The sequence below is a fragment of the Mesorhizobium sp. M7A.F.Ca.US.010.02.1.1 genome, from assembly GCF_004023085.1.
Taxonomy (GTDB): Bacteria; Pseudomonadota; Alphaproteobacteria; order Rhizobiales; family Rhizobiaceae; genus Mesorhizobium.
Window position 1 is genome coordinate 100,936 of record NZ_RZRV01000007.1, and the last position, 24,843, is coordinate 125,778.

The 24,843-nt window shown below is 63.3% G+C and carries 23 protein-coding genes; 17 read left to right on the plus strand and 6 right to left on the minus strand.

The window, feature by feature from the left end; translation table 11 throughout:
• Nucleotides 1-19: 19 nt before the first annotated feature.
• Together EOA19_RS09880 and EOA19_RS09885 are read left to right on the plus strand one after the other, a co-directional pair.
• On the plus strand, nt 20-1,558 hold the full coding sequence (locus EOA19_RS09880; protein WP_128303440.1) for a trimethylamine methyltransferase family protein: 1,539 nt from the start codon (nt 20-22) through the stop codon (nt 1,556-1,558).
• A 243-nt stretch (nt 1,559-1,801) separates the two neighbouring features.
• Nucleotides 1,802-4,228 carry an FAD-dependent oxidoreductase gene (locus EOA19_RS09885; RefSeq protein ID WP_128303441.1) on the plus strand — a complete coding sequence of 809 codons (2,427 nt, stop codon included), beginning with the start codon at nt 1,802-1,804 and terminating at the stop codon, nt 4,226-4,228.
• Between the two features lie 112 nt (nt 4,229-4,340).
• Here EOA19_RS09885 and EOA19_RS09890 read toward each other — a convergent pair whose 3' ends face one another.
• Nucleotides 4,341-4,733 (minus strand): DoxX family protein, encoded by a 393-nt coding sequence (locus EOA19_RS09890; protein WP_128303442.1) that lies wholly within the window; start codon nt 4,731-4,733, stop codon nt 4,341-4,343.
• Between the two features lie 200 nt (nt 4,734-4,933).
• Here EOA19_RS09890 and EOA19_RS09895 point away from each other — a divergent pair, with 200 nt between their 5' ends.
• On the plus strand, nt 4,934-5,422 hold the full coding sequence (locus EOA19_RS09895; RefSeq protein ID WP_206638022.1) for a hypothetical protein: 489 nt from the start codon (nt 4,934-4,936) through the stop codon (nt 5,420-5,422).
• Between the two features lie 81 nt (nt 5,423-5,503).
• Here the strand turns inward: EOA19_RS09895 and EOA19_RS09900 are convergent, their stop codons facing one another.
• The gene (locus tag EOA19_RS09900; protein ID WP_128303444.1) at nt 5,504-6,280 is read right to left on the minus strand and encodes a VOC family protein; all 777 of its coding nucleotides are present in this window, start codon (nt 6,278-6,280) and stop codon (nt 5,504-5,506) included.
• 165 nt (nt 6,281-6,445) lie between these two features.
• Between EOA19_RS09900 and EOA19_RS09905 the strand changes: the two genes are divergently transcribed.
• The 11 genes from EOA19_RS09905 (at nt 6,446) to EOA19_RS09955 (ending at nt 17,935) form a co-directional block, all read left to right on the plus strand.
• On the plus strand, nt 6,446-7,183 hold the full coding sequence (locus tag EOA19_RS09905) for a gamma-glutamylcyclotransferase (protein WP_128303445.1): 738 nt from the start codon (nt 6,446-6,448) through the stop codon (nt 7,181-7,183).
• A gap of 120 nt (nt 7,184-7,303) precedes the next feature.
• Complete coding sequence (locus EOA19_RS09910) at nt 7,304-8,668, plus strand: NAD(P)-dependent oxidoreductase (RefSeq protein WP_023813204.1); 1,365 nt, start codon at nt 7,304-7,306, stop codon at nt 8,666-8,668.
• A 2-nt stretch (nt 8,669-8,670) separates the two neighbouring features.
• Nucleotides 8,671-9,984, plus strand: a complete 1,314-nt coding sequence (gene preA, locus EOA19_RS09915; protein ID WP_128303446.1) for an NAD-dependent dihydropyrimidine dehydrogenase subunit PreA — start codon at nt 8,671-8,673, stop codon at nt 9,982-9,984.
• Nucleotides 9,985-10,093: 109 nt separating this feature from the next.
• Nucleotides 10,094-10,597, plus strand: a complete 504-nt coding sequence (locus EOA19_RS09920; RefSeq protein ID WP_023813203.1) for an Rrf2 family transcriptional regulator — start codon at nt 10,094-10,096, stop codon at nt 10,595-10,597.
• Between the two features lie 43 nt (nt 10,598-10,640).
• A complete protein-coding gene (locus EOA19_RS09925; protein ID WP_023813202.1) occupies nt 10,641-11,099 on the plus strand; it encodes a carboxymuconolactone decarboxylase family protein in 459 nt (152 codons plus the stop codon).
• 62 nt (nt 11,100-11,161) lie between these two features.
• On the plus strand, nt 11,162-11,539 hold the full coding sequence (locus tag EOA19_RS09930; RefSeq protein WP_023813201.1) for a DoxX family protein: 378 nt from the start codon (nt 11,162-11,164) through the stop codon (nt 11,537-11,539).
• A gap of 114 nt (nt 11,540-11,653) precedes the next feature.
• A complete protein-coding gene (locus EOA19_RS09935; RefSeq protein WP_128303447.1) occupies nt 11,654-12,715 on the plus strand; it encodes a glycosyltransferase family 4 protein in 1,062 nt (353 codons plus the stop codon).
• 50 nt (nt 12,716-12,765) lie between these two features.
• A complete protein-coding gene (locus tag EOA19_RS09940) occupies nt 12,766-14,928 on the plus strand; it encodes an amylo-alpha-1,6-glucosidase (protein ID WP_128303448.1) in 2,163 nt (720 codons plus the stop codon).
• Between the two features lie 141 nt (nt 14,929-15,069).
• Nucleotides 15,070-16,848, plus strand: coding sequence for a trehalose-6-phosphate synthase (locus EOA19_RS09945; RefSeq protein ID WP_128303449.1), 1,779 nt, complete (start codon nt 15,070-15,072; stop codon nt 16,846-16,848).
• 53 nt (nt 16,849-16,901) lie between these two features.
• The gene (gene otsB / locus EOA19_RS09950; protein WP_164892901.1) at nt 16,902-17,627 is read left to right on the plus strand and encodes a trehalose-phosphatase; all 726 of its coding nucleotides are present in this window, start codon (nt 16,902-16,904) and stop codon (nt 17,625-17,627) included.
• A 59-nt stretch (nt 17,628-17,686) separates the two neighbouring features.
• Entirely contained in the window at nt 17,687-17,935 is a 249-nt protein-coding gene (locus EOA19_RS09955) for a hypothetical protein (RefSeq protein WP_128303451.1), read from the plus strand.
• A 31-nt stretch (nt 17,936-17,966) separates the two neighbouring features.
• On the opposite strand, the gene EOA19_RS09960 is transcribed toward EOA19_RS09955, so the two are convergent.
• Both EOA19_RS09960 and EOA19_RS09965 read right to left on the minus strand, forming a co-directional pair.
• Nucleotides 17,967-18,689, minus strand: coding sequence for an SDR family oxidoreductase (locus EOA19_RS09960; RefSeq protein ID WP_128303452.1), 723 nt, complete (start codon nt 18,687-18,689; stop codon nt 17,967-17,969).
• On the minus strand, nt 18,689-19,531 hold the full coding sequence (locus EOA19_RS09965; RefSeq protein ID WP_128303453.1) for an SDR family NAD(P)-dependent oxidoreductase: 843 nt from the start codon (nt 19,529-19,531) through the stop codon (nt 18,689-18,691). Before EOA19_RS09965 ends, EOA19_RS09960 begins: the two co-directional genes overlap by 1 nt.
• 103 nt (nt 19,532-19,634) lie before the next feature.
• Between EOA19_RS09965 and EOA19_RS09970 the strand changes: the two genes are divergently transcribed.
• A complete protein-coding gene (locus EOA19_RS09970; RefSeq protein ID WP_128303454.1) occupies nt 19,635-20,522 on the plus strand; it encodes a helix-turn-helix transcriptional regulator in 888 nt (295 codons plus the stop codon).
• A gap of 4 nt (nt 20,523-20,526) precedes the next feature.
• Here the strand turns inward: EOA19_RS09970 and EOA19_RS09975 are convergent, their stop codons facing one another.
• On the minus strand, nt 20,527-21,162 hold the full coding sequence (locus EOA19_RS09975) for a TetR family transcriptional regulator C-terminal domain-containing protein (RefSeq protein WP_023813192.1): 636 nt from the start codon (nt 21,160-21,162) through the stop codon (nt 20,527-20,529).
• Nucleotides 21,163-21,388: 226 nt separating this feature from the next.
• Here EOA19_RS09975 and EOA19_RS09980 point away from each other — a divergent pair, with 226 nt between their 5' ends.
• Nucleotides 21,389-22,717 carry an aspartate aminotransferase family protein gene (locus tag EOA19_RS09980; protein WP_128303455.1) on the plus strand — a complete coding sequence of 443 codons (1,329 nt, stop codon included), beginning with the start codon at nt 21,389-21,391 and terminating at the stop codon, nt 22,715-22,717.
• 112 nt (nt 22,718-22,829) lie between these two features.
• On the opposite strand, the gene EOA19_RS09985 is transcribed toward EOA19_RS09980, so the two are convergent.
• On the minus strand, nt 22,830-23,468 hold the full coding sequence (locus tag EOA19_RS09985) for a TetR/AcrR family transcriptional regulator (RefSeq protein WP_013530908.1): 639 nt from the start codon (nt 23,466-23,468) through the stop codon (nt 22,830-22,832).
• Between the two features lie 121 nt (nt 23,469-23,589).
• Here EOA19_RS09985 and EOA19_RS09990 point away from each other — a divergent pair, with 121 nt between their 5' ends.
• Nucleotides 23,590-24,840, plus strand: a complete 1,251-nt coding sequence (locus EOA19_RS09990; protein WP_128303456.1) for a Zn-dependent hydrolase — start codon at nt 23,590-23,592, stop codon at nt 24,838-24,840.
• Nucleotides 24,841-24,843 lie beyond the last annotated feature (3 nt).

Here is a 24,843-nt window from a genome sequence, read left to right on the forward strand (position 1 = left end):
CCGGGGCTTTGATACCGGCATGAACGAACCAAGACGCAAACGCGGCGCCGAGCGCACCAGCAACAGAGGGCCATCGGCCATCCCGCAACTGCCGCTCAGGCGGGTGACAAATCCCTATCCGCCAATGGCCATGCTGTCGCCCGACCAGATCGAGCAGATCCATCAGGCGTCGATGCACATATTGGAGAATTTCGGCATCGAGGTGATGAGCCCGCGGGCGCTGTCGCTGTTCGAGAAGGCCGGCGCCAAAGTCGATCATGCCTCGGCGAATGTCCGCATCGATCGCGGCCTGATCGAAGACGTGCTGAAGACCACGCAGTCCACCTATGTGTTGACGCCGCGCAACCCGGCCAACGCGGTTCATCTGGGCGGCAACACCATCAATTTCACGCTCGTTGCCGGGCCGCCGAATGTGCACGACATGGAGCGCGGCCGCCGCGCCGGCAATTTGCGCGACTATGCGGATCTGACCCGGTTGGCGCAGCATTTCAACTGCATCCATATGCTGGGCAACCAGGTCTGCGCACCGGTGGAGCTGCCGGCGAATTCCCGCCATCTCGACACCTACTTTACCAATCTGACGCTGACCGACAAGAGTTTCCATGTCTCGGCGATCGGGAGGGGCAGGGCGCTTGACGGCATCGAGATGATGGCGGTTTCGCGCGGGCTGACGCTCGATCAGATGCGCGACGACCCCGGCATCACCACCATCATCTCGGTCAACTCGCCGCGCCGCTTCGACGAGATGATGGCCGAAGGACTGATGACCATGGCCGAGTTCGGCCAGTCGGTGGCGGTGACGCCGTTCACGCTGATGGGGGCGATGAGCCCGGTGACGCTGGCCGGCGCGCTGGCGCAGCAGAACGCCGAGGCGCTGTTCGGCGTCGTGCTGACGCAGCTTGTCCGTCCAGGCGCGCCGGTCATGTATGGCGCCTTCACCTCCAATGTCGACATGAAGTCCGGCGCGCCGGCCTTCGGCACGCCTGAGAACACCAAGGCCAACATTGCGTCGGGGCAACTGGCACGGCGCTACGGGCTTCCGTACCGCACGACGCCGGGCTCGGCTTCCAACGCCGCCGATGCGCAGGGCGCCTATGAGACGCTGATGGCGCTGTGGGGCGCGGTGCTAGGCCACGGCAATCTCGTCTATCATGCCGCCGGCTGGCAGGAGGGCGGGCTGACGGCGTCGTTCGAGAAGCTCATCATCGATGTCGAGATGATCCAGCACATGATGGAGTTCTTGCGCCCGATCGAGGTCAATGAGGCCGAGCTCGCCGTCGAGGCGTTGGGCGCGGTGCCGACCGGCGGCCATTTCTTCGGCGAACCGCACACGCTGGAGCGCTACGCCACCGCCTTCTACCAGCCGATGCTGTCAAACTGGCAGAATTACGAGGCGTGGCAGGAGGCTGGCGGGCTCGACGCCACGGCGCGGGCGACGCGGCTGTGGAAGAAGGCGCTGGAAGACTATGTCGAGCCGGTGATGGATATCGCCGTGCGCGAGGCGCTGGAGGCTTACATGGCCAGGCGCAAGGAAGCGATCGGGCAGGGCGAGCCGTGATGGTCACAGGTTTGCGCGCGTGCACCCCCCTCTGTCCTGCCGGACATCTCCCCCTCCAGGGGGGAGATTGGCTGGCACGTTCTTCTTCGCCAACTACCAATGTTGAAAAGAGGGTCGCGGCGCAGCCGCTGCTGATCTCCCCCCTTGAGGGGGAGATGGCCGGCAGGCCAGAGGGGGGCGGCTTGGCTCCTCCCATTTCGATTCATTCCACCCATCCAACTCATTGATAACAGAGAAAAATCCATGAAATCGCATGCAAAGGTCGTGGTCATTGGCGGTGGCGTCGTCGGGTGCTCCGTGCTGTTCCATCTCGCCCGCCACGGCTGGACCGATGTTGTCCTGCTGGAGCGCGACGAATTGACGTCCGGCTCGACCTGGCACGCGGCCGGCGGCATGCACACCATTAATGGCGACCCTAACGTCGCCAAGCTGCAGAAATACACCATCAACCTCTACAAGGAGATCGAGGAGCTTTCCGGGCAGGCGACCGGCGTGCATCTGACCGGTGGCGTGCTTCTGGCGGCAACCGAGGCGCGGCTGGACTGGCTGCGCGGCGTCGTCGCCAAGGGCCGCTATCTCGGCATCGAGCTGGAGGAGATCTCGCCCAACGAGGCGGCCGAACTGATGCCGCTTCTCGACCCCAGGCAGTTCGTCGGCGCCGTCAGGAACAAGGAGGACGGCCATCTCGACCCCTCGGGCGTCACCCATGCCTATGCCAAGGCCGCGCGGAAACTTGGGGCGGAAGTGGAGCGTTTCACCAAGGTCGAGGACATTGTGCGGCGTCCTGACGGGCTGTGGCGCATCATCACCAACAAGGGCGAGGTGGTGGCCGAGCATGTCGTCAATGCCGGCGGCCTGTGGGCGCGCGAGGTCGGCCGCATGGTTGGTCTCGAACTGCCGGTGCTGGCCATGGAGCACATGTACCTGATCACCGAGGATATGCCGGAGGTCGCCGCCTGGAACGCCAAGACCGGCACCGAGATCATCCACGCGGTCGACTTCGATGGCGAGCTTTACCTGCGCCAGGAGCGCGGCGGCATGCTGATGGGCACCTATGAGAAGGCCAACAAGCCGTGGTCCGAATACCAGACGCCATGGAATTTCGGCCATGAACTGCTGGCGCCGGACATCGACCGCATCGCGCCGTCGCTGGAGGTCGGCTTCCGCCATTTCCCGGCCTTCCAGAACACCGGCATCAAGCAGATCATCAACGGCCCCTTCACCTTCGCGCCGGACGGCAACCCGCTGGTCGGGCCGGTGCGCGGGCTGCCGGGCTTCTGGGTCGCTTGCGGCGTCATGGCCGGTTTTTCGCAAGGCGGCGGCGTCGGCCTCGCTTTGTCGAACTGGATGATCGAGGGCGATCCCGGCGCCGATATCTGGGCGATGGATGTCGCGCGCTACGGCGACTGGGCGACGATGGCCTATACCAACGCCAAGGTGCGCGAGAATTATTCCAGGCGCTTTTCGATCCGCTTCCCCAATGAGGAGTTGCCCGCCGGGCGGCCGCTGAAGACGACGCCGATCTATGATCTGCTGTCTGCTGGGGGTGCGCAATGGGGCGTTGCCTATGGGCTGGAAGTGCCGCTGTGGTACGCGCCGGAAGGCGTCAAGGACGAATTCTCGTGGCGCCGCTCGAGCGACTTCACGCAGGTCGCCAGGGAGGTCGCGACGGTTCGTGACGGTGTCGGCCTGTCCGAGATTTCGAGCTTCGCCAAATACAAGGTGACGGGTGAGGGGGCGGCCGCCTGGCTCGACCGGATGCTTGCCTGCAAACTGCCGAAACCCGGCCGCATGACGCTGGCGCCGATGCTGAAGCAGGACGGCAGGCTGATCGGCGACTTCACGCTGGCCAATCTGGGGGAAGACGGCTGGTTCCTCGCCGGCTCCGGCATCGCCGAGCAATACCACATGCGCTGGTTCGAGCAGCACCTGCCAGACGACGGCTCGGTCCGCATCGAGGCGCTGGGCCAGAAGCTCAGCGGCTTGTCGATCGCGGGGCCGAAGGCGCGGGATGTGCTGGCAAAGGCCACGCGTTCGGATGTCTCCAATGCGGCATTTTCCTTCATGGCCATTGGCCGGATGGATATCGGCATGGCGCCGTGCCTGGTCGGCCGTGTGAGCTATACCGGCGATCTCGGCTACGAAATCTGGGTGACGCCGGAATACCAGCGCGCCGCCTATCAAGCGCTGATGGCGGCGAGCGAGGAATTCGGCATCGGCCTGTTCGGCTCGCGCGCCCTCAATGCGCTGCGGCTGGACAAGAATTACGGCTCATGGGGGCGCGAGTACCGGCCGATCTACGGACCGCTGGAAGCGGGGCTCGACCGCTTCGTTGCTTACGGCAAGGACGCCGATTTCATCGGCAAGGCCGCGGCGCTGGCCGAGCGCAAGCTGGGCGGCAAATTGCGCCTGCGCGCCTTTATCGTCGATGCCGACGATGCCGATGTCATTGGCGACGAGCCGATCTGGTTCGATGGTGCGGTGCGCGGCTGGGTGACGTCGGGCGGCTATGCGCATCATTCGAAGAAATCCGTCGCCATCGGCTATGTGCCGAAGGAGATCGCCGATGAGAGCGACGGCTTCGAAATCGAGCTGCTGGGCAAGCGCCATGCGGCGCGCATTCAGGTGGTGCCGCTTTTCGACGCCAATTTCGAACGGATGCGTGCCTGAAGCGCTTCGGCTTCGCCGATGCGCTTCAGATTCCTGTTTTGTACATGTCGTTGTCCCAAAACCGCGGGCACTTTTGGGCGACATGCACTAGGCCCGCCCCTTCTTCTGGGCGTCAGGCGCTGCGGCGGTTGTCCAGCGCGAAGGCGCCGGCGCCCGCAAACACCAGATAGAGGAAGATGAAGCAGAATGAGATCGCCGAATCGCCGCCATTGTTGACCGGGAAGAAGTCGCGCGGCGCGTGCGCCATGAAATAGGCGATCGCCATTTCGCCGGCCAGAAGGAACGCGACCGGCCGGGTGAACAGGCCCAGCGCCAGCAGGATGCCGCCGGCGAATTCGAGGATGCCGGCGGTCATGGTCAGCCCGGAAAGGGCGTGGGGATCGGCGCTGACGGGGAAGTTGAACAGTTTCTGGCTGCCATGCTCGATGAACTGCAGCGCGGTCACGATGCGCAGAATGCCGAGTGCCTGCGGCTGATATTTGGCAAGGCCGTCGAAAAGCTTCATCTAAAACTCCCTTTAGCTTCCGGGATCGGCCATAGTTTATCGCCCGGCATTGGACCATTCATTTCCCCTGGTTTGCCATCAACAATCAGTGATTGGGAATGTTCCCAATTCCCTTCAAATGTTTCTCGCCAGGGTTGCATTAATACCTCTATGGTTGTATTAATGCGTGTACAACAATCTGAATGTGTGGGGGTCTTGCCATGAAAAAAGTCGTCATCAGCCTGTTCGCGATCGTCGCAGGCACCAGCTTCGCCATGGCCGAGGACGCCGGCTGTGAGGCCTTCAAATGGCCGGTGACGCGGGAGCAGACCCTGTTTGCCGCGGCACCGGCAACGCCGTCCGGAGCGGCGCTGGCGGTTGGTGCGGCTGCGGACCTGGCGCTGGTGCCGGTAGAGAAAGCCGGTTTTGCGGTGGCGCCCGAACGTGCGCCGGCATCAGACACGTTTGGGGCCGTCGCCAGCGTGGAAGTGCCATCCGAGGGAGCCATCCAGATCAGTCTCTCGGGGGAGGCCTGGATCGATGTCATCCAGGATGGCCAGGCCATCAAGTCGGCGGGCTATAGTGGCGTGAAAACATGCCCTGGCATCCGCAAGAGCGTGCGCTTCAAGCTTGCGCCCGGCCCGGCCACCGTCCAGTTCAGCGGCGCGAAAAAAGCTGAGTTGAAGGTTGCGGTGCTGGCGCCGGAATGAGACGGCGCCAGGCAGGGGTAGAGGCCTTCATTGGTGGTCTGATGAAAACCCGCGCTTTGTGTCAGCGGTTTTCGATCGCGGTCAGCGGACTGGCGCCATCAAGGCGAAGTGCGCGTCTTGCGGGTCCTGGCATTGGACGATCCAACTGCCGCCGGGGACCTCCATCGGGCCCATCAGGATCTTGCCGCCATTGTCGGTGACCCGTTTTGCGGCCGCGTCGATGGCCGCAACGTTGAAGTAGAATTGCCAGACCGGCACCGGGATCTGCTCCGGCTTGTTCATGATGCCGCCGCCGGATTCGGGGCCAGCCGTAAAAGTCTGGTAAGTGCCCATCGGACCCATGTCGAAATCGCCGGCGTCGATCCAGCCGAACTGCTCGGAATAGAAATCGAACGCGGCTTTCCAGTCGCTCGTATAAAGCTCGTGCCAGCCGATGTGGCCCGGCGTGCCGGCCGGCACGACAGGCTGGTCGGGACCGTTCGGCTGCAGGAACATGAAGGTCGTGCCTTGCGGATCGGCGACGACGGCAAAGCGGCCGACACCCAGCATGTCGTCGGGCTGGCGGTGAACGGTGCCGCCGGCTTTCTCCAGCGATGCCGTGGCGGCGTCGACATCCTTGGTGTGAATATAGCCAAGCCAGGCAGGCGGCATGCCCATCTTGGCGGCATCCTCGGGCAAGGTCATCAGTCCGCCGACGCCACGTTCGCCGACATTCATCACGATATAGCGCGGCATGCCGGGTGCCTTATCGAAGGGCTGCGCCGTCCAGCCGACCACTTGGGTGTAGAACGCCTCGGCGGCGTCGAGATCTGATGTCATCAATTCGTACCAGAAGAAGGGCATCGGGGTTTTCGGCATTTTCGGTCTCCTCACCTTTCATGGATCGATCGTCGTCCATCTTAGGACGATCCTCACGACGGAAATCCGACACGCCCGGACAACAATGGGTGTGTGTGCCAAGCGTTCCCTGGTTGCGCGAGCTCTGGTTTTCGATTTCTCTGCGGTGATGAGGGGTTGTCGTCCATGCGCTTGATGTCGCTCACGCCCGAGCTTGTCGCACTGTGCCATCGGGAAGAGGCCGATCCCGGCCCGGACCCGAGTTGGACAGACATGAACGACGAGGATTTCCGCACCCTTGCCTTGCGGCTGTCCAATGAAGCCGATGAGGGACCACTATGGGTGTTCGCTTACGGGTCCCTGATCTGGAAGCCGGAATTCGAGTCGGTCGAGCAACAGCTCGCCACGGCCTTTGGCTGGCACCGCTCTTTTTGCCTCGACATGGTGCGTTGGCGGGGCAGCGCCGAGCAGCCGGGGTTGATGATGGCGCTCGAACGGGGCGGACGCTGCAACGGCGTGATCTACCGCTTGCCGGAGGGCGAAAAGCCGGCGCAGATCGAAAGGCTGCTGCGACGCGAGATCAGCGACCACGAAAGCATCGAGACGGTCCGGTGGCTGCCGGTGCATACGCCGCAAGGTACGCTGCGCGCGCTTGGCTTCTGGGTCGGCGTGAAGGGCAGGGGAACGTCGCTGAACCAGCCGCTGGACAGAGTGGCGAGCGTGCTGGCCAGAGCCTGCGGGCATATTGGATCCGGCGCCGAATATCTCTACAACACGGTCAGCCATCTCGAGGAATTCGGCATCCATGACCGCAATCTGTGGCGGCTGCAGCAACTGGTAGCCGACGAGGTCAAGACCATTCATGGCTGTAAGCTTGAACCCGGCCATTCGCGCGCACTGAAAAGTGGCCCTCGCCTCCAATAACATGACTAAAAAAATCATGTTATTGTCGAGCCTTTTCAGGGGCTTGCGCCGAAAATTGACCAATTGATAAAAAAATAAAACGTGCTAGCCTTCCTCAAAAGAAAACATGGGGAACTGACGATGCCAGAAGGCCAATTCAGGGAAGGCATTGCGGGCGGCAGGCTCTCGGCCGACCAGTATGCGGACAATTTTTCCGACCTGCATCCGCCGCTCGATCACCACGAGGCGCTGGTCGAATCCGATCGTTGCTATTTCTGCTACGACGCGCCGTGCATGAATGCATGCCCGACCTCGATCGACATTCCGCTGTTCATCCGCCAGATCTCGACCGGCAATCCGATCGGTTCGGCCAAGACCATCTTCGACCAGAACATATTGGGCGGCATGTGCGCCCGCGTCTGCCCGACCGAAACGCTGTGCGAGGAAGTCTGCGTGCGCGAGGTGGCGGAAGGCAAGCCGGTGCAGATCGGCCGCCTGCAGCGCTACGCCACCGATGTCGCCATGGGCGAGAACAAGCAGTTTTATCCGCGCGCCGAGCCGACCGGCAAGACAATCGCCGTGGTCGGCGCCGGGCCGGCCGGCCTTGCCGCCGCGCACCGGCTCGCCCGCCACGGCCATGACGTGACCATCCTGGAAGCGCGCGCGAAGGCCGGTGGCCTCAACGAATACGGCATCGCCGCCTACAAGAGTGTCGACGATTTCGCCCAAGCCGAAGTCAACTACGTGACCGCGATCGGCGGCATCGACATCCAGAACGGCAAGGCGCTCGGCCGCGACTACCAGCTGTCGGACCTGATCCGCAATTACGATGCGGTGTTTCTCGGCATGGGCCTTGGCGGCGTCAACGCGCTGCGTGCTGATGGCGAGGAGGCCGACGGCGTCATCAACGCGGTCGAGTTCATTGCCGAACTGCGCCAGGCCAGCGACCTTTCCGGCCTGCCGGTTGGCCGCCGTGTCGTCGTCATCGGTGGAGGCATGACGGCCATAGACGCCGCGGTACAGTCGAAGCTGCTCGGCGCCGAGGAGGTGACGATCTGCTACCGGCGCGGCCAGGAGCACATGAACGCTTCCGAATTCGAACAGGATCTGGCGGCAGCCAACGGCGTCAGCATCCGCCACTGGCTGCAGCCGAAGCGGGTGATCGCCGAAGGCGGCAAGGTCACCGCCGTCGAACTCGAATACACGGCGCTGAACGGCGACAGGCTTGCCGGCACCGGCGAGACACTGACGCTCGTTGCCGACCAGGTGTTCAAGGCGATTGGACAGAGTTTTGTGCCGGTCGCCCTTAATGGCAGCGGTGCGTCGATCGATCTTGAAGCCGGCCGCATCAAGGTCGATGCGGAAGGGCGCACTTCTCTCGCCAGGGTCTGGGCCGGCGGCGACTGCATCTTCGGTGGCGACGACCTGACCGTCTCGGCGGTCGCGCAAGGCCGCGACGCTGCGGAGAGCATCAATCGGGCACTGACCTCGAACGGGAGGGCATGAGCATGGCAGATATCAGAAACAATTTCGTCGGCATCAAATCGCCAAATCCGTTCTGGCTGGCCTCGGCGCCGCCGACCGACAAGGCCTACAACGTCATCCGCGCCTTCAAGGCCGGCTGGGGCGGCGTGGTGTGGAAGACGCTGGGCGAGGAAGGCCCACCGGTGGTCAACGTCAACGGCCCGCGCTACGGCGCGATCTGGGGCGCCGACCGCCGCCTGCTCGGCCTCAACAACATCGAGCTGATCACCGACCGCGACCTGCAGGTCAATTTGCGCGAGATCAAGCAGGTCAAGAAGGACTGGCCCGACCGCGCCATCGTCGTCTCGCTGATGGTGCCATGCGTCGAGGAGGCCTGGAAGGCGATCCTGCCGGTGGTCGAGGAGACGGAGGCCGACGGCATCGAGCTCAATTTCGGCTGCCCGCACGGCATGTCGGAACGCGGCATGGGTGCCGCCGTCGGCCAGGTGCCGGAATATATCGAAATGGTGGTGCGCTGGTGCAAGCAGAACACCCGCATGCCCGTCATCACCAAGCTGACGCCCAACATCACCGATGTGCGCAAGCCCGCACGGGCGGCACATGCCGGCGGCACTGACGCGGTGTCGCTGATCAACACCATCAACTCGATCACCGGTGTCGACCTCGACAGCTTCGCGCCGCAGCCGGCAATCGACGGCAAGGGCTCGCATGGCGGCTATTGCGGCCCGGCGGTGAAGCCGATCGCCATGAACATGGTGGCCGAGATCGCGCGCGATCCCGAAACCCGCGGCCTGCCGATCTCCGGCATCGGCGGCATCACCACCTGGCGCGATGCTGCCGAATTCATGGCGCTCGGCGCCGGCAATGTGCAGGTCTGCACGGCGGCAATGACCTATGGCTTCAAGATCGTGCAGGAAATGATCGCGGGCCTCGAAAACTGGATGGACGAGAAGGGGCACGCCTCGCTCAACGACATCGTCGGCCGCGCCACGCCCAATGTCACCGATTGGCAGTATCTCAACCTCAACTACGTCGCCAAGGCGCGTATCGACCAGGATGCCTGCATCAAATGCGGCCGCTGCCACATCGCCTGCGAGGACACTTCGCACCAGGCGATCACCAGCATGGTCGACGGCGTCAGGCACTTCGAGGTGATCGAGGCCGAATGCGTCGGCTGCAATCTGTGCGTTAATGTCTGCCCGGTCGAGAACTGCATCACCATGGAACCGCTGGCGGCAGGCGTGATGGACCAGCGCACCGGCAGGCCGGTATCGCCGGTCTATGCCAACTGGACGACGCACCCGAACAATCCGATGGCCAAGGTGGCTGCGGAATAGGGACTTACCCCAACAAAAGAGCGGCGCTTTCGAGCGCCGTTCTTAATTTTCCTATTGCAGATAATAATTATCCACGATAGTATATATCCATGATAAAGGAGCCGATCCAATGAAGCTGGGCGAGGGCGTTGAGGCAGCTATCCATTGCGCTGCCACGCTGGCCAGTGTGGAGGGGAACAGCACCATGCCTGGCGCCGCTCTGGCCGAGTCCTTTGGCCTGTCGCCTAGCTATCTGCTGAAGCATCTCAACATGCTGAGCGCGGCGCGCATCCTGGAATCGGTGCCCGGGCCTGCCGGTGGCTATCGGCTGGCGCGGCCGGCCGAGCGCATCACGCTGCTCGACATCGTGCTGGCCATCGAAGGGCGCGAGCCGGCTTTCCGTTGCGGCGAGATCCGCCAGCGCGGTCCGGTGAAGCTCGATGCTTCGGCCTATGTCAAACCCTGCGGCATCAACGCCGCGATGCTGAAGGCCGAGCGTGCCTATCGCGCCGCGCTCGCCGAGACCAAGCTGTCCGATATCGTGGCCACCTATGCGGCAGAAGGCGATCCCAGGTCGCTTGCCGCGAGTTGCGCCTTCGTCGAGCGCCACCAGCGGCCGCAGAAATCCAGTTAACCCCGTAGACCCAAACCCAAAGCAGATTTGAAAGGACAGGAAGATGAAACAGAGGCTGCAATTTTTCGCCAAGGCGCCGGAGATCATGAAGGCTGTGTCGGCGCTCAACAAGGCGGTGGACGAATGCGGGCTCGAGGTGAGCCTGCTGCACCTGATCAAGCTCAGGGCATCGCAGATCAATGGCTGCTCGTTCTGCGTCGAGATGCACAGCCGCGAGGCGAGGCGCGACGGCGAGACCGAGCAGCGGCTCTATCTGGTTTCAGCCTGGAAGGAATCGCCGCTGTTTTCCCTGCGCGAACGCGCTGCCCTGGCCTGGACCGAAGCCGTCACCTTGATCGCCAGCAATGGCGTGCCGGACGAACTCTATGCAAAGACGCTCGAGCATTTCTCGGAAGAGGAACTGGTCAAGCTTTCCGTTGCGCTCGGCATGATCAACACCTGGAACCGGCTGTGCATCCCGTTCCAGGCCATTCACCCGGTGCCGGCGGCGAAGGCCGCCTGATTGTCCGGTTATGTTGGGAGCGCCGTCGAAAGGCGGCGCTCCACTTTCAAAGGGAGCGTTTGATGCCTGCCGATTTGCCTTCGACCTTGTTGTTTCTCGCTCGCCTGTTGCTCGGCGGCGCCTTCGTCTTCGCCGGCCTGCGCAACATCCAGAACGCGGCCTTCCTGACCCAGCTGATGGCCGCGCGCGGTGTGCCGCAGGCAAGATTGGCGCTGTGGCTCGGCATCGTGCTTCAGATCGCCGCCGGCGTGCTGGTCATCGCAGGATTGTGGACGGCACTCGCGGCCGCGGTGCTGCTGCTGTTCCTCATCGTCGCCACGCCGATGTTTCACAATTTCTGGGACCATCAGGGCCAGGACCGTGCGTCCCGCATCAACGGCTTCGTCGGCAATGTCGCGCTGAGCGGTGGCTTTCTGACCCTGATCGCGCAATCCGTTTGACGCACAGTTCCATGCCGACTGCGGCCTCTGGTGCCGACGCCTCGATCATAAAATCGGAACCAATCGAGCCGTTGACGCATTTCACACCTGCATGCCCAGCATCCAGGATGGAATATGAAAATCGCCCATGTCGCGCCGCTTTATGAATCGGTGCCGCCAAGGCTCTATGGCGGCACCGAGCGCATCGTCTCGTATCTGACCGAAGCGCTGGTCGATCTGGGCCATGAGGTGACGCTGTTCGCCAGTGGCGACAGCCAGACTTCCGCGACGCTGGTACCCAGCCGGGAACGCGCGCTGCGCCTCGATCCGCGTCCGCTTAAATCCGAGATCGCGGCGCATCTTTCGATGCTTGCGCAGGTGAGGGAACGGGCGTCGGAGTTCGACGTCATCCACTTCCATCTCAGCCATTTCCTGCACTTTTCCTTCTTCGAGGATCTCGCCGACCGCACGGTGACGACACCGCATGGCAGGCTGGATTATGTCGACCTGGCGCCGGCCTATGAACGGTTTCCGCGTTTCCCCCTGATTTCCATTTCGCACAGCCAGAAGGCGGGCTTTGCCAACGCCAACTGGTTGGCGACGATCCATCACGGATTGCCGACCACTCTCTACGAACCGACTTTTGAGACGACGGCGGAAGAACCCTACCTTGCCTTCCTCGGCCGGTTCTCACGCGACAAGCGCCCGGACCGCGCCATCGAGATCGCCTTGCGTTCGGGGCTCAAGCTCAAGCTCGCGGCAAAGATCGGCGACGACGACCGCGCCTATTTCCACGAGGTGGTCGAACCGTTGATCGACGGCGATCGCATCGTCTATGTCGGCGAGATCGAGGAGGACCAGAAGGCGGAATTTCTCGGCAAGGCGGCCGGCCTGCTGTTCCCGATCGACTGGCCGGAGCCGTTCGGCCTTGTCGCCATCGAGGCCATGGCCTGCGGCACGCCGGTCATCGGCTGGAATTGCGGCGCGCTGCCCGAAATCATCGATCAAGGCGTCACCGGTTTCATCGCTGACACGGTGGACGGCGCGGTCGCCGCGGTGCCCGACTTGCTGCAACTCGACAGGCGAAAGGTGAGGGCCGTTTTCGAAAAGCGGTTCTCCGCTCGAAGAATGGCTGGCGATTATCTGGCCGCCTATGCGGGCCTGATCAGCGTCCCGAGCGCGGCGAAGGCGTCTTGAGCAACGACGTGCTCGAGCCACGACAACGAAACAACAGGGATCTTTGACGAATGGCCCAACTCGATGAGCGCCAGCTCGATCCCGCGGTTGCGCTTGCATCGCTCGACGCCACCGCCCCTCGCGAGCCGCATCGGTTGTTTGCCCTCAAGCAGGGCGATTGCTTCGCGGTTGCCGACGCCTATGGCGACATACGCGGAGCCGGCGACGGTTTCTTTCGCGACGACACACGGGTTCTTTCCGAGTTCCGGCTGACCGTCGGCGGCAGGCAGACATCGCTGCTCGGCGCCTCGCTCAGCCAGGACAATGTGCTGTTCACCACCAATTTGACCAATCTGCCGATACAGAGCGCCGGTGGACGCGACATCCCGCAGGGAGCCATTCACATCGAACGCGTCAGGCTGCTTTGGCAGGACAGGCTGTTCGAACGCATCACCCTTTCCAATTACAGCCGGGAACACTCGACGATCAGCGTTTCCCTGCACTATTCCGCCGATTTCCGCGACATGTTCGAAGTACGCGGCTCGACACGGCTGAAGCGCGGGCTGGCCCATGCCGCCGAAACAGACGCGACGTCCGTCCTGCTGCGCTATGACGGGCTCGACGGCCTGGCCCGCCTCTCTGCGATATCGTTCTCGCAGGCGCCGGACCAACTGACAGCCACCCGTGCCGATTTCCTGATCGCCGTGACCAAGCGCAGCAGGAAGGTGCTTTATGTCGAGGTCGGTCCCGAGGTGGCCGATAAGCCCGACCGCGACCGGTTTCGCGCCGCTGCCGCCCGCGCCCGCTTTGGCATGCGGGCCAAACGTCGCCATGGCGCGACGGTGCGCAGCTCGGGCCGCGTCTTCAACGACTGGGTCGAGCGCGCCCGCGCCGATGTCGCGCTGCTGACCACCGAACTGGCGACCGGCCCCTATCCCTATGCCGGCATCCCCTGGTTCTCGACGGCGTTCGGTCGTGACGGCGTCATCTCGGCACTGCAGATGCTGTGGCTCAATCCGGGCCTGGCGCGGGGCGTGTTGGCCTTTCTGGCCCAGCATCAGGCGACCGAGACATCGCCGTTCAGCGATTCGCAGCCGGGCAAGATCATGCACGAGACCCGCAAGGGCGAAATGGTGGCGCTGCGGGAGCTCCCCTTCGGCCGCTACTACGGTGGCGTCGATACGACACCGCTCTACATCTATCTTGCTTGTGCCTACGCCGATCGTACCGGTGACATGGCGTTCATCGACGGCTTGTGGCCATCGCTGTGCGCTGCGGCCGAATGGACGGAGGAGGCGGGCCGGGAGACCGGATTCGTCACTTACCAGCGAGCGGCCGAGTCCGGCCTCGCCAACCAGGGATGGAAGGACAGTTTCGATTCGGTCTTCCATGCCGATGGCCGCATTCCCAAGGGTCCGATCGCCCTGGTCGAAGTGCAAGGCTATGTCTTTGCCGCTTTCCGGGGGCTGGCCAAGCTTGCCCGCCGCCGTGGGGAGGACGACAGGGCCGACCATTGGGATGGTCGCGCCGAGGCGATGCGGGTCGCCGTGGAACGCGATTTCTGGCTTGACGATCTCGGCTTCTATGCCCTCGCGATCGACGGTGCGGGCGAGCCCTGCAAGGTGCGGACCTCGAATGCCGGGCATCTGCTTTTTGTCGGATTGCCTGAGCCGGCGCGGGCCCAGATGGTCGCCGACCAGCTGCTTTCCGCCTCCTTCCATTCCGGCTGGGGACTGCGGACGCTCGCCGACGATGCCGTGTTCTTCAATCCGATGTCGTACCACAATGGCTCGATCTGGCCGCACGACACCGCCCTGTGCGGTGCCGGCCTGGCGCGCTATGGCGAGCGTGAAAGCGTGGTTCGCCTGATGAGCGGCACATTCGAATCCGCAGTCCATTTCAACATGCGGCTGCCCGAACTGTTCTGCGGTTTTACACGTGCGCCGGGCGAAGCACCCATCGCCTATCCCGTCGCCTGCCTGCCGCAGGCGTGGTCGGCGGGCTCCGCCTTCATGCTGATGCAGGCCTGCCTTGGCCTGGAGATCGACGGCTGGCATGGCGAAATCCGCGTCACCCGCCCGAGGCTGCCGATCGGCATCGACACGCTGACACTGCGGCACCTGGGCGTCGGCGACCGGGTCGTCGATCTCACCTTCCAGCGCGTCGGCGATCGGGTTGTCGCTTTCCTTGCCGACCGCCATGAAGGGCTGGTGCCGCTCATCGTAAGGACATGATCCGAACAAAATTGGCGGAACCGATCCGAGCTTTGTGCGTTGCAAAAATACGGGTCCGAACGCCGACCCCGTGGTCGGCGGACCTTTTCAAACGGGAAACACGAAAAAACGGTCGCCGACGGCCGGGTGAGTTGACATTCAATGACAAACTACGGTGCGGAACTGCTCTGGGTTCTGATCTTCGCGAGCCTCGGTTTTTCCGCTCTTGCCGTATTCCTCTCCCTATCGCGGCAGCGCCGCAGTCACCCTCCGGCGGTTGCCCATACAGCGGGCGAAGATGTGGCCGCGGAGGCGGCGCGCAAGGTGATACGTGAGTTCGAAAAGAACGGCCAATCGGCCGATGCGGCGCTGGTGACGTGGTCGCCCGAGACATTGCGCAAGATCCTCGCCGACGATCTGCCCGATGCGCAGGTCATCGTGGTGTCGAACCGCGAACCCTATATCCACAACATCAGGGATGATGGCGTCGAATTGTTGGTGCCGGCCAGCGGGCTGGTGTCCGCGCTCGAGCCGATCACCCGCGCCTGTGGCGGCACCTGGATCGCCTATGGCGGCGGAACGGCGGACCGCCTCACCGTCGACGACCACGACCGGGTACAGGTGCCTCCCGGCCATCCGTCCTATACGCTGCGCCGGGTCTGGCTGACGGAGGAAGAACATCAGGGTTATTATCTCGGTTTCGCCAATGAGGGGCTCTGGCCGCTTTGCCACATCGCCTTCACCCGACCGATTTTTCGCGCCTCCGACTGGGCGGCCTATGAAGCCGTTAACCGGAAGTTTGCCGATACGGTGGTTGCCGAAGCGCGCAACGAGCGGCCGATCGTGCTGGTCCAGGATTACCACTTCGCGCTGCTGCCGCGCATGATCCGCGAGCGCCTGCCGGAGGCGATCGTCATCACCTTCTGGCACATCCCATGGCCGAACTCGGAGGTGTACAGCATCTGCCCTTGGCGTGAACGCATCCTCGAGGGGCTGCTCGGCAGCTCTATCATCGGTTTCCACACCCAGTTCCACGCCAACAATTTCACCGAAAGCGTCGATCGCTTCCTGGAAAGCCGCATCGAGCGGGCCGATGCGGCGATCTCCTATGGTGGCCAGACGACGCTGGTGCACGCCTATCCCATCTCGATAGAATGGCCGGCGGACCTGTTGGCAAAATTGTCTGACGTCGATGACTGCCGCGCCCGCCTGCGCAACAGGTTCGGACTGAAAGCGGATGTGAAGCTGGCCGTGGGTGTCGAGCGTCTCGACTACACGAAGGGCATTCTGGATCGATTTCAGGCGCTGGACGAATTGTTCAAGCGATACCCTGAATGGATCGGAAAGCTGGTTTTCCTGCAGATCGCGGCTCCCAGCCGCGGCACGCTGCCGGCCTACAAGCTGCTCCACGACGAATGCCACCGCTATGCCGAGGAGCTCAACCAACGCTATGGCAGCGAGGGCTACAGACCGGTGATCATGGTGGCCGAGCATCACTCGCAGGAACAGGTCTATGAGATCTATCGCGCCGCCGACATATGCATGGTCACCAGCCTGCATGACGGCATGAACCTGGTCGCCAAGGAGTTCGTCGCGGCGCGCGACGACGAACAGGGCGTCTTGATGCTCAGCACCTTCGCCGGCGCCTCGCGCGAATTGCTGGAGGCGCTGATCGTCAACCCTTACGACGCCGCCATGATGAGCGAAGCGCTGCTGCAGGCGCTGATCATGACTTCAGACGAACAGCGCGAGCGCATGCGGCCCATGCGCGAGACGATCCGCAACAACAATGTCTATCGCTGGGCCGGCAGCATGCTTCTGGATGCAGCGCGCTTGCGCAAGCGCGGTGACCTCGACCGGGTAACCGGTGTCGGTGACCGGCTGCCTAGCGTCGACAATGTCGTGTCCATGTTCGAGCGCAAGCGGGTAGTCATGTCATGAACGAGGTTCTGCAAAAGATGATCAGCGAAAGCCCGCAAAAGCCGCAGGCCGTCATGCCGAAACCGCAGACTGTGCTGACCGGCGAATGGGCGTTGTTCCTCGACATCGACGGCACCCTGCTGGAACATGCCGAACACCCGGACGCCGTCTCGGTCAGCGACGAGCTCCGCTCCTTGCTGCAAGGCCTGGACCGCAAGCTGGACGGGGCGTTGGCGTTCATCACGGGCCGGTCCGTTGCGGCTGTCGACCATCTGTTTCAGCCTTTGAAACTGCGCGCGGCCGGGCTGTATGGATTGGAGCACCGGCTTCTCCCGGACGACGACGTCGAAGTCGCGGACGAGCCGGCGGATATCGCGGCCCTTGCCGACGAGATCGAGGCCGAGCTCGGTCGTGGGGCCTATATCGAGCGCAAGGGAAAGGTGCTGGCCATCCACACGCGCGCCGCCCCCCATCTGCTTCCCCGCGCGACGCAGCTTGTCGAGCAGGCGCTGGCCACGCTGCCAAAGGGCTACCGGGTGGTTGCCGGCAACGCCGGCGTGGAATTGCTGCCGCTGGAGGCCGCCAAGGGCGCCGCGATCCGGCGTTTCATGGAGATCGCGCCATTCACGGGCCGTCGCCCGGTCTTCCTGGGCGACGACACGTCGGACGAAAACGGCTTCGAAACCGTCAATGATGCGGGCGGCATATCGATACGGGTCAAGCCACCGGCGCACACCACCGCGCAGTACGGGCTGGTCGGCGTCGCCGAGACGCTGGCCTGGCTGAGAGGTCAACTTTAGGTCCAGCTGACGCACCGCGATCGCGCCTCCTGGAAAAGACAAGGAAAGGAACGGTTTCGATGGGACGCTTTGCACAATTGGTCCGAGAGATCACCCCGAACTGGCTGCACTCTCGCTCCTCCCGCCATGAGATTGCCGACGTTTCACCGTCGGACGCGGATTTCAGCTGGCAAGAAGCGGTCGACAACAAGATGTATGGGGCGGATACATCTGACTATTCCCATGTGCCGGAAAAGCCTGTTTCGGCAAAACCGACAGGCGACAGGCCTGCGGACGAGAACGACCGTGTTCCAAAGAAGGCCAATTAAGGGTCCCGCCGGAGCCCGATAATCGCTGTTCCTATGCCGCAAATCGCAGGCCGCCATCGCAGGTCAGCACCTGGCCGGTCATGAAGCCGTTGGAGACGAGGAAGGCGATTGCGTCGGCTACGTCTTCGGCCCGGCCGACGCGGCCGACCGGGGTCTTGCCGGCATAGTCGGCAAAGATCGTTTGCTTTTGCTCCTCGGCCAGAAAATCCCACCATGGCGTGTCGATGACGCCCGGCGCCACGACATTGACGCGCAGCGGCTTCAGTTCCACCGCCAGGATCGGCACCACGGTCAACAGCATGCCGTTGATGGCGGCGATACCGGCGACGCCCGGCGCCGCGAGCTGCGCCGACACCGCCGAGATGAAGGTGACCGAGCCGGCCTTGTTGAGTGTCGGCAAGGCGGCCTGCAGGCAAGACAGCTGCGGGCGGACCTTTTCCTCCACGCCACTGCCGATGTCGCTCAGGTCAAGCGTCGGGAAGGGGCCGAGGCCCTTGCCGCCGCTGGCCGCCAGCACCAGATGGTCGAAAGGCCCGAGGCTCTCGAAGAACTGGCGGACCTCGTCCGGCTTCGCGGCGTCGAAAGCAGCCTTCCCGGCAGCGCCGCCAAGGCTTTTCCAAGCGCTCTTCAGTTTCTCCTCGTTGCGCCCGGTGATGGTCACCTTCATGTCCGGGCCGAGCAACTTGCGTGCCGTCGCCAGGCCGATGCCGGACGAGCCGCCGATGACGACGGTGTGTTCGATTGTCTTGGTCATCAATGCTGTTCCTTCGATGTGAGGGAGGCCGGGTCGATGAGATCGAGGCTCAAGCTTCGCAGCCGTTGCCTTGCCTTGGCGTCATAAGCCTGGGCGTCGGCACGGGATTCCCGCAGGCCGTCGAAATAGAGGCCGCTTTTTCCGTCGAGCGCGGGTGAGGCGGCGAGGTTGAGGATGGCCTCGGCACCGGTCTCGACCGAACTCCACGGCGTCACACCAGCCTGCCGGACCATGGTGGTATTCATGTAACTCGCTGGGTGCAGCGCGTTGACGGTGACGCCGGTACCTTTCAACTGTTCGGCCAAATCGACGGTGAACAGGATCTGCGCCAGCTTGCTCTGGCAATAGGCGCGCTCGCCGTCATAGAAGCGGGTCAGCATGACATCGCTGAAATCGACCGCCTGCTGTCCGGCCGAGGCGACATTGACGATGCGGGCCGGCGCACTCGCCTTCAGCAACGGCAGAAGCTCCGATGTCAGCAGAAAACCGGCGAGGTAGTTGACCGCGAAGCGCAGTTCGTAGCCGTCGGCGCTGACCTGCCTTTTGGCACCCTGGCCCGCCGTGCCGATTCCGGCATTGTTGACGAGGATGTCGAGCCGGCCCGTCCGGGCGCGCACCGCCTCGGCAAGCCGGCGCACTTCGGCCAGCGAAGAGAGGTCGGCGACCAGAAGCTCCGCCATGCCGCCGGCCGCTTCGATCTCGGTGACAACAGCCTTGCCGCGCCTCGCATCGCGGCCATGCACCATCACACGGGCGCTCGCGGCGCCGAGCCGTTGCGCGACGACGCGGCCGACGCCATCGGTCGAACCGGTGATGAGGATCGTCTTGTCTTTGAGTTCCATGTTCAGAGCCTCCGTTCTGTTGCTCTGAACGGAAGATGGGACAGTTGGCGCGAGCCAAACAGTTCAAACTTTATCCTGGTATCAATACTGCTATACTGGGCGCATGGAGTCCCAACCCCACGCGGCCCCAAACCACTCCGCTGAAGACAGCCGCCGGCGCGAACTCGGCGCCTTCCTGCGCTCGCGCCGCGAAAGGCTGACGCCCTCGGCCACCGGCATCGCCACCGGTCTCAGGCGGCGTACGCCGGGACTACGGCGCGAGGAGGTGGCGATGATCGCCGGCGTCGGCACCACCTGGTACACATGGCTGGAGCAGGGGCGGGAGGTCAGGCCCTCGGTCGAGGTGCTGACGGCACTCGCCGAAGCACTGCGCCTCGACGCCGCCGAAAAACAGCATCTGTTCATCCTTGCCGACCGCCAGCAGCCGGAGCGCCGTGCCGTGGCGCCGGAAAGGGTCGACGGCCCCTTGCTGCACATGCTGCAGAGCCTGGTGCTGCAGCCGGCCTATGTGGTCGGGCGGCGCTGGGATGTGCTGGCCTGGAACCCGGCGGCGGTGGCGGTGTTCGGCGACTATGGCCTGCTGGAAGGGGATGCCCGCAACATCGTCCACATGGTGTTCACCAGCCCGCACCACCGGCGCCTGCTGGTCGACTGGGAGCAACTGGCGCGCACCGTGCTGGCCTCGTTCCGGGCCGCGAGCGCCCGCTATGTCGGCGATCCGGATTTCGAGCGGCTGATCGAGTTGATGACGCGTTCGAGCCCCGAATTTCGTGCCTGGTGGCCGCAGCGCGACGTCGCGCACCGATTGTCGGGGGTGAAACATGTCCGGCACCCGAGCGCGGGCGCCATGAGCTTCGAGCATATGAGCCTGTCGATCGGCGACGGCTCGGACATGAAGCTGATCGTCTACACGCCGCTCGCCGAGCAGAATTCGATCGCCAAGCTGCAGACATTGCTGGATGAACTGCCGGCCAAGCGGCGCAGCGCCTGAAGCGTCAGGTCTTCGGCTTCAGCCCATCAAGAAACAGTTGTTCCAGGAAGCGGGCCGCATCCTCGAAGCGGCCGTCGCCGCCGCGGTTCGGCCCGAGCACGGCGCGGACCTGGACGTCGAAATCGGCATAATGCTGCGTCGTTGCCCAGATCGAGAAGATCAGGTGCCACGGATCGGTCTTGGCGATCTTGCCAGCGCGCATCCAGCCCTTGATGACGGTCGCCTTCTCGTCGACCAGCGTCTTCAACTCTCCGGCCAGCAGCGGCATGATGCGCGGCGCGCCTTGCAGGATCTCGTTGGCGAACAGCCGGCTCTCGCGCGGAAAGTCGCGCGCCATCTCCAGCTTGCGCCTGATGTAGCTGCGCAGTTCGGTAAGGGGATCCCCAATGTCGTCGAGTTCGCGCAGCGGCGCCAACCAGGTGTCGAGCAGGCGCTGCATCAGCGTTTCGTGGATGTCTTCCTTGCGGCGGAAATAATAGAGCAGGTTGGGCTTCGACATGCCTGCGGCTTCGGCGATCTGGTCGATGGTCGAGCCGCGGAAACCGTTGGCGGAGAAAACCTCGAGCGCCGCCTCCAGGATGAGTTCGCGCTTTTCCTGCTGGATGCGGGTGCGGCGAGGGGCGTCCGTGGCGATGGTCACCGTTGCAAGCCCTCGTGTTGAGGGTCCTCTGGACCAATTCTCTGGACCAGTTTTTCCCTAGCCTGTGGAACGCACTTCAGGTGCCGCATTTCCGCTAGTAATCCTTGACCGCTGAGAGGGCGGTGCTAACGTTTGTCCAATCGGTCAAAAATTTGCGTAGCATGAAAACGCGGCAAAGACCAAGCGTTGGGCGCAGCGAAACAGTTTACAAGGGGAAGTCCTGGTCATGTCCAACCGGCTGAAAGTCACGCCGAACGATCTCAGCGCATTCTGGATGCCGTTCACGGCAAACCGGCAGTTCAAGCAGGCGCCGCGCATGATGGTGTCCGCCAAGGACATGCACTACACGACCAGCGACGGCCGCAAGGTGCTCGACGGCACCGCCGGCCTGTGGTGCGTCAATGCCGGCCATTGCCGGCCGAAGATCACCGAAGCGATCCAACAGCAGGCCGCCGAGCTCGACTATGCGCCCGCCTTCCAGATGGGCCATCCGATCGTCTTCGAACTGGCCAACCGCTTGGTCGACCTCGCGCCCAAAGGCATGGACCATGTCTTCTTCACCAATTCCGGATCGGAATCGGTCGAGACTGCGCTCAAGATGGCCATCGCCTACCACCGTGTGAAGGGCGAGGGCTCGCGCACCCGGCTGATCGGCCGCGAGCGCGGCTATCACGGCGTCAATTTCGGCGGCATCTCGGTCGGCGGCATCGTCACCAACCGCAAGATGTTCGGCACGCTGCTCGGCGGCGTCGACCATATGCCGCACACGCATCTGCCGGAAAAGAACGCCTTCACCAAGGGCGTGCCGGAGTATGGCGCGGAACTCGCCAACGAACTGGAGCGTATCGTCGCTCTGCACGACGCTTCCACCATCGCTGCCGTCATCGTCGAGCCGGTCGCCGGCTCCACCGGCGTCATCCTGCCGCCGAAGGGTTATCTCGAGAGGCTACGCGAGATCTGCACCAAGCACGGCATCCTGTTGATCTTCGATGAGGTCATCACCGGTTTCGGCCGTCTCGGCACGCCGTTCGCCGCCGACTATTTCGGTGTCACGCCCGACATCATGACCACCGCCAAGGGCGTCTCCAACGGCGTCATCCCGATGGGCGCGGTGTTCGTGAAGAAGGAGATCCACGACGCCTTCATGACCGGCCCCGAGCACATGATCGAGTTCTTCCACGGCTACACCTATTCGGGCAACCCGATTGCCTGCGCGGCTGCACTCGGCACGCTCGACACCTACAAGGAAGAGGGCCTGCTGACCCGCGGCGAGGAGCTGGCGCCGTACTGGGAAGACGCGCTGCATTCGCTGAAAGGCGAGCCGAACGTCATCGATATCAGGAACATCGGCCTGATCGGTGCGATCGAGCTGGCGCCGATCGCCGGCCAGCCGACCAAACGGGCCTTCTCGGCCTTCGTCAAGGCGTTCGAGCGCGGCGCCCTGATCCGCACCACCGGCGACATCATCGCGCTGTCGCCGCCGCTGATCATCACCAAGGGCCAGATCAACGAATTGATCGACCATGTGCGCGAAGTGCTGAGGTCCATCGATTGACGGACTGACACGATATCCCTCGCCCTGGAGGAGAGGGTCGCCGCGAAGCGGTCGGGTGGGGTCGGTGCGGCAGCGCGCCGACCTGATCTTTTGCTGCAACGAACGGTTACAGTCAGGCGGGCAACGCGCCGATCCCGGTCAGGATCACCCGCTTGATATTTTCCTTGGCTTCCCGCCATTGCCGGTCGGACAGCGGCTTGCCGCCATTGAGCGTCTCGATCTGGTGACCGAAATCGGCGTAGTGCTGGGTCGTAGCCCAAAGCATATAGAGCAGATGGCGCGGATCCACCGGGTCCATCTTGGCTTCCTCGATCCAGCGCCTGATGATCTCGACGCGGCCGTCCGTCCATTCGCGCAGCGTCGATTCCATATAGTCCTGAAGCACCGGCGCACCGTGCATCACTTCAGAGGCCCAGACCTTCGAGCCGTCAGGATGGCGGCGTGATATTTCCATCTTGGCGTCGATATAGGCACTGATGCCGTCTATGGGTCCGCGCGCCGCGTCGAAGCAATTGGCCGCCTGTAGCCAGATTTCAAAGATGTTTTGAACTACCGACCGGTAAAGCTCTTCCTTGGTGGCGAAATAATAGTGGAGATTTGCCTTCGGCAGTCCCGCCAGATCCGCGATCAACTGCATCGTGGCGCCGCCGAACCCTGCCTCCGCAAACACCTTCTCGGCAGCGACGAGAATGGTTTTTTCATTCTCTCGTCGGATCTCCTGTCGCCGCATGGGGCGGGTGGGTTCTGCCATGTCTACCCCAAGATTCTAGTTGACCGCTTGGTCAGGTTGTGTAGTTTAAAAGCTGACCATACGGTCAAGCTGTAAATCACTCAAGGGGCGACAAGAACCCTGGTGTAGATGGGAACTCAAGATGGCCGCACCCGGCGAGAATCTGCGAATCAATTCAGACCGTTTGTGGGATTCCATCATGGAGATGGCGAAGATTGGCCCCGGCATTGCCGGCGGCAACAATCGTCAGACCCTGACCGACGAAGACGGCGAAGGGCGGCATCTGTTCAAGCGCTGGTGCGATGCGGCCGGGCTCGAAATGGGCGTCGATGAAATGGGCACGATGTTTGCCCGCCGCGAAGGCACCGATCCCAGCCTGCCGCCGGTCTATGTCGGCAGCCATCTCGATACGCAGCCGACCGGCGGCAAGTATGACGGCGTGCTCGGCGTGCTGGGTGGGCTTGAAGTGGTGCGCTCTCTCAACGATCTCGGCATCAAGACCAAACATCCGATCGTCGTCACCAACTGGACGAACGAGGAGGGCTCGCGCTTCGCGCCGGCGATGATGGCGTCCGGCGTGTTCGCCGGCGTGCTCGACCAGGCCGATGTGTACGGGCATGTCGACAAACAGGGCAAGAAATTCGGCGAGGAACTCGAGCGCATCGGCTGGAAAGGCAGCGAGAAGGTCGGCGACCGTAAGATCCACGCCTTCTTCGAACTGCATATCGAACAGGGTCCGATCCTCGAGGACGAAGATATCGACATTGGTGTCGTCACCCATGGCCAAGGCCTTAAATGGCTGCAGGTGACGCTGACCGGCAAGGAAGCCCACACCGGCTCGACGCCGATGCCCAAGCGCCGCAATGCCGGGCTCGGCATGGCGCGGGTGATCGAACTGGTGCACGAGATAGCCATGGACTACCAGCCCGATGCCGTCGGCGCGGTCGGCCACATGGAGGTCTATCCCAATTCGCGCAACATCATCGCCGGGCGCACCGTCTTCACCGTTGATATCCGCTCGCCGGAAAAGGAAGTGCTGGACGCGATGGATGGCCGCATCCGCGAAGGCATCGACACGATCTGCGATGCACTCGACATTCGCTACGAGATCGAACAGGTCGGTGCTTTCGATCCGGTGACCTTTGATGCCGGCTGCGTCAAGGCGATCCGTGATGCCGCCGAACGCCTCGGCTATTCCCACCGCAACATCGTCTCCGGCGCCGGCCACGACGCCTGCTGGATCAACCGCGTCGCGCCCACCGCCATGGTGATGTGCCCTTGCGTCGATGGCCTCAGCCACAACGAGGCAGAGGAGATCAGCAAGGAATGGGCTTCGGCGGGCGCGGACGTTTTGTTCCACGCGGTGGTGGAGACGGCTGTCATCGTGGAGTGAGCT

Excerpts from the sequence above, each read along its gene's own strand:
- EOA19_RS09880 (WP_128303440.1), top strand. The coding sequence starts at position 20 with ATGAACGAACCAAGACGCAAACGCGGCGCCGAGCGCACCAGCAACAGA.
- EOA19_RS09885 (WP_128303441.1), top strand. The coding sequence starts at position 1,802 with ATGAAATCGCATGCAAAGGTCGTGGTCATTGGCGGTGGCGTCGTCGGG.
- EOA19_RS09890 (WP_128303442.1), bottom strand. The coding sequence starts at position 4,733 with ATGAAGCTTTTCGACGGCCTTGCCAAATATCAGCCGCAGGCACTCGGC.
- EOA19_RS09895 (WP_206638022.1), top strand. The coding sequence starts at position 4,934 with ATGAAAAAAGTCGTCATCAGCCTGTTCGCGATCGTCGCAGGCACCAGC.
- EOA19_RS09900 (WP_128303444.1), bottom strand. The coding sequence starts at position 6,280 with ATGCCGAAAACCCCGATGCCCTTCTTCTGGTACGAATTGATGACATCA.
- EOA19_RS09905 (WP_128303445.1), top strand. The coding sequence starts at position 6,446 with ATGCGCTTGATGTCGCTCACGCCCGAGCTTGTCGCACTGTGCCATCGG.
- EOA19_RS09910 (WP_023813204.1), top strand. The coding sequence starts at position 7,304 with ATGCCAGAAGGCCAATTCAGGGAAGGCATTGCGGGCGGCAGGCTCTCG.
- preA (WP_128303446.1), top strand. The coding sequence starts at position 8,671 with ATGGCAGATATCAGAAACAATTTCGTCGGCATCAAATCGCCAAATCCG.
- EOA19_RS09920 (WP_023813203.1), top strand. The coding sequence starts at position 10,094 with ATGAAGCTGGGCGAGGGCGTTGAGGCAGCTATCCATTGCGCTGCCACG.
- EOA19_RS09925 (WP_023813202.1), top strand. The coding sequence starts at position 10,641 with ATGAAACAGAGGCTGCAATTTTTCGCCAAGGCGCCGGAGATCATGAAG.
- EOA19_RS09930 (WP_023813201.1), top strand. The coding sequence starts at position 11,162 with ATGCCTGCCGATTTGCCTTCGACCTTGTTGTTTCTCGCTCGCCTGTTG.
- EOA19_RS09935 (WP_128303447.1), top strand. The coding sequence starts at position 11,654 with ATGAAAATCGCCCATGTCGCGCCGCTTTATGAATCGGTGCCGCCAAGG.
- EOA19_RS09940 (WP_128303448.1), top strand. The coding sequence starts at position 12,766 with ATGGCCCAACTCGATGAGCGCCAGCTCGATCCCGCGGTTGCGCTTGCA.
- EOA19_RS09945 (WP_128303449.1), top strand. The coding sequence starts at position 15,070 with ATGACAAACTACGGTGCGGAACTGCTCTGGGTTCTGATCTTCGCGAGC.
- otsB (WP_164892901.1), top strand. The coding sequence starts at position 16,902 with ATGCCGAAACCGCAGACTGTGCTGACCGGCGAATGGGCGTTGTTCCTC.
- EOA19_RS09955 (WP_128303451.1), top strand. The coding sequence starts at position 17,687 with ATGGGACGCTTTGCACAATTGGTCCGAGAGATCACCCCGAACTGGCTG.
- EOA19_RS09960 (WP_128303452.1), bottom strand. The coding sequence starts at position 18,689 with ATGACCAAGACAATCGAACACACCGTCGTCATCGGCGGCTCGTCCGGC.
- EOA19_RS09965 (WP_128303453.1), bottom strand. The coding sequence starts at position 19,531 with ATGGAACTCAAAGACAAGACGATCCTCATCACCGGTTCGACCGATGGC.
- EOA19_RS09970 (WP_128303454.1), top strand. The coding sequence starts at position 19,635 with ATGGAGTCCCAACCCCACGCGGCCCCAAACCACTCCGCTGAAGACAGC.
- EOA19_RS09980 (WP_128303455.1), top strand. The coding sequence starts at position 21,389 with ATGTCCAACCGGCTGAAAGTCACGCCGAACGATCTCAGCGCATTCTGG.
- EOA19_RS09985 (WP_013530908.1), bottom strand. The coding sequence starts at position 23,468 with ATGGCAGAACCCACCCGCCCCATGCGGCGACAGGAGATCCGACGAGAG.
- EOA19_RS09990 (WP_128303456.1), top strand. The coding sequence starts at position 23,590 with ATGGCCGCACCCGGCGAGAATCTGCGAATCAATTCAGACCGTTTGTGG.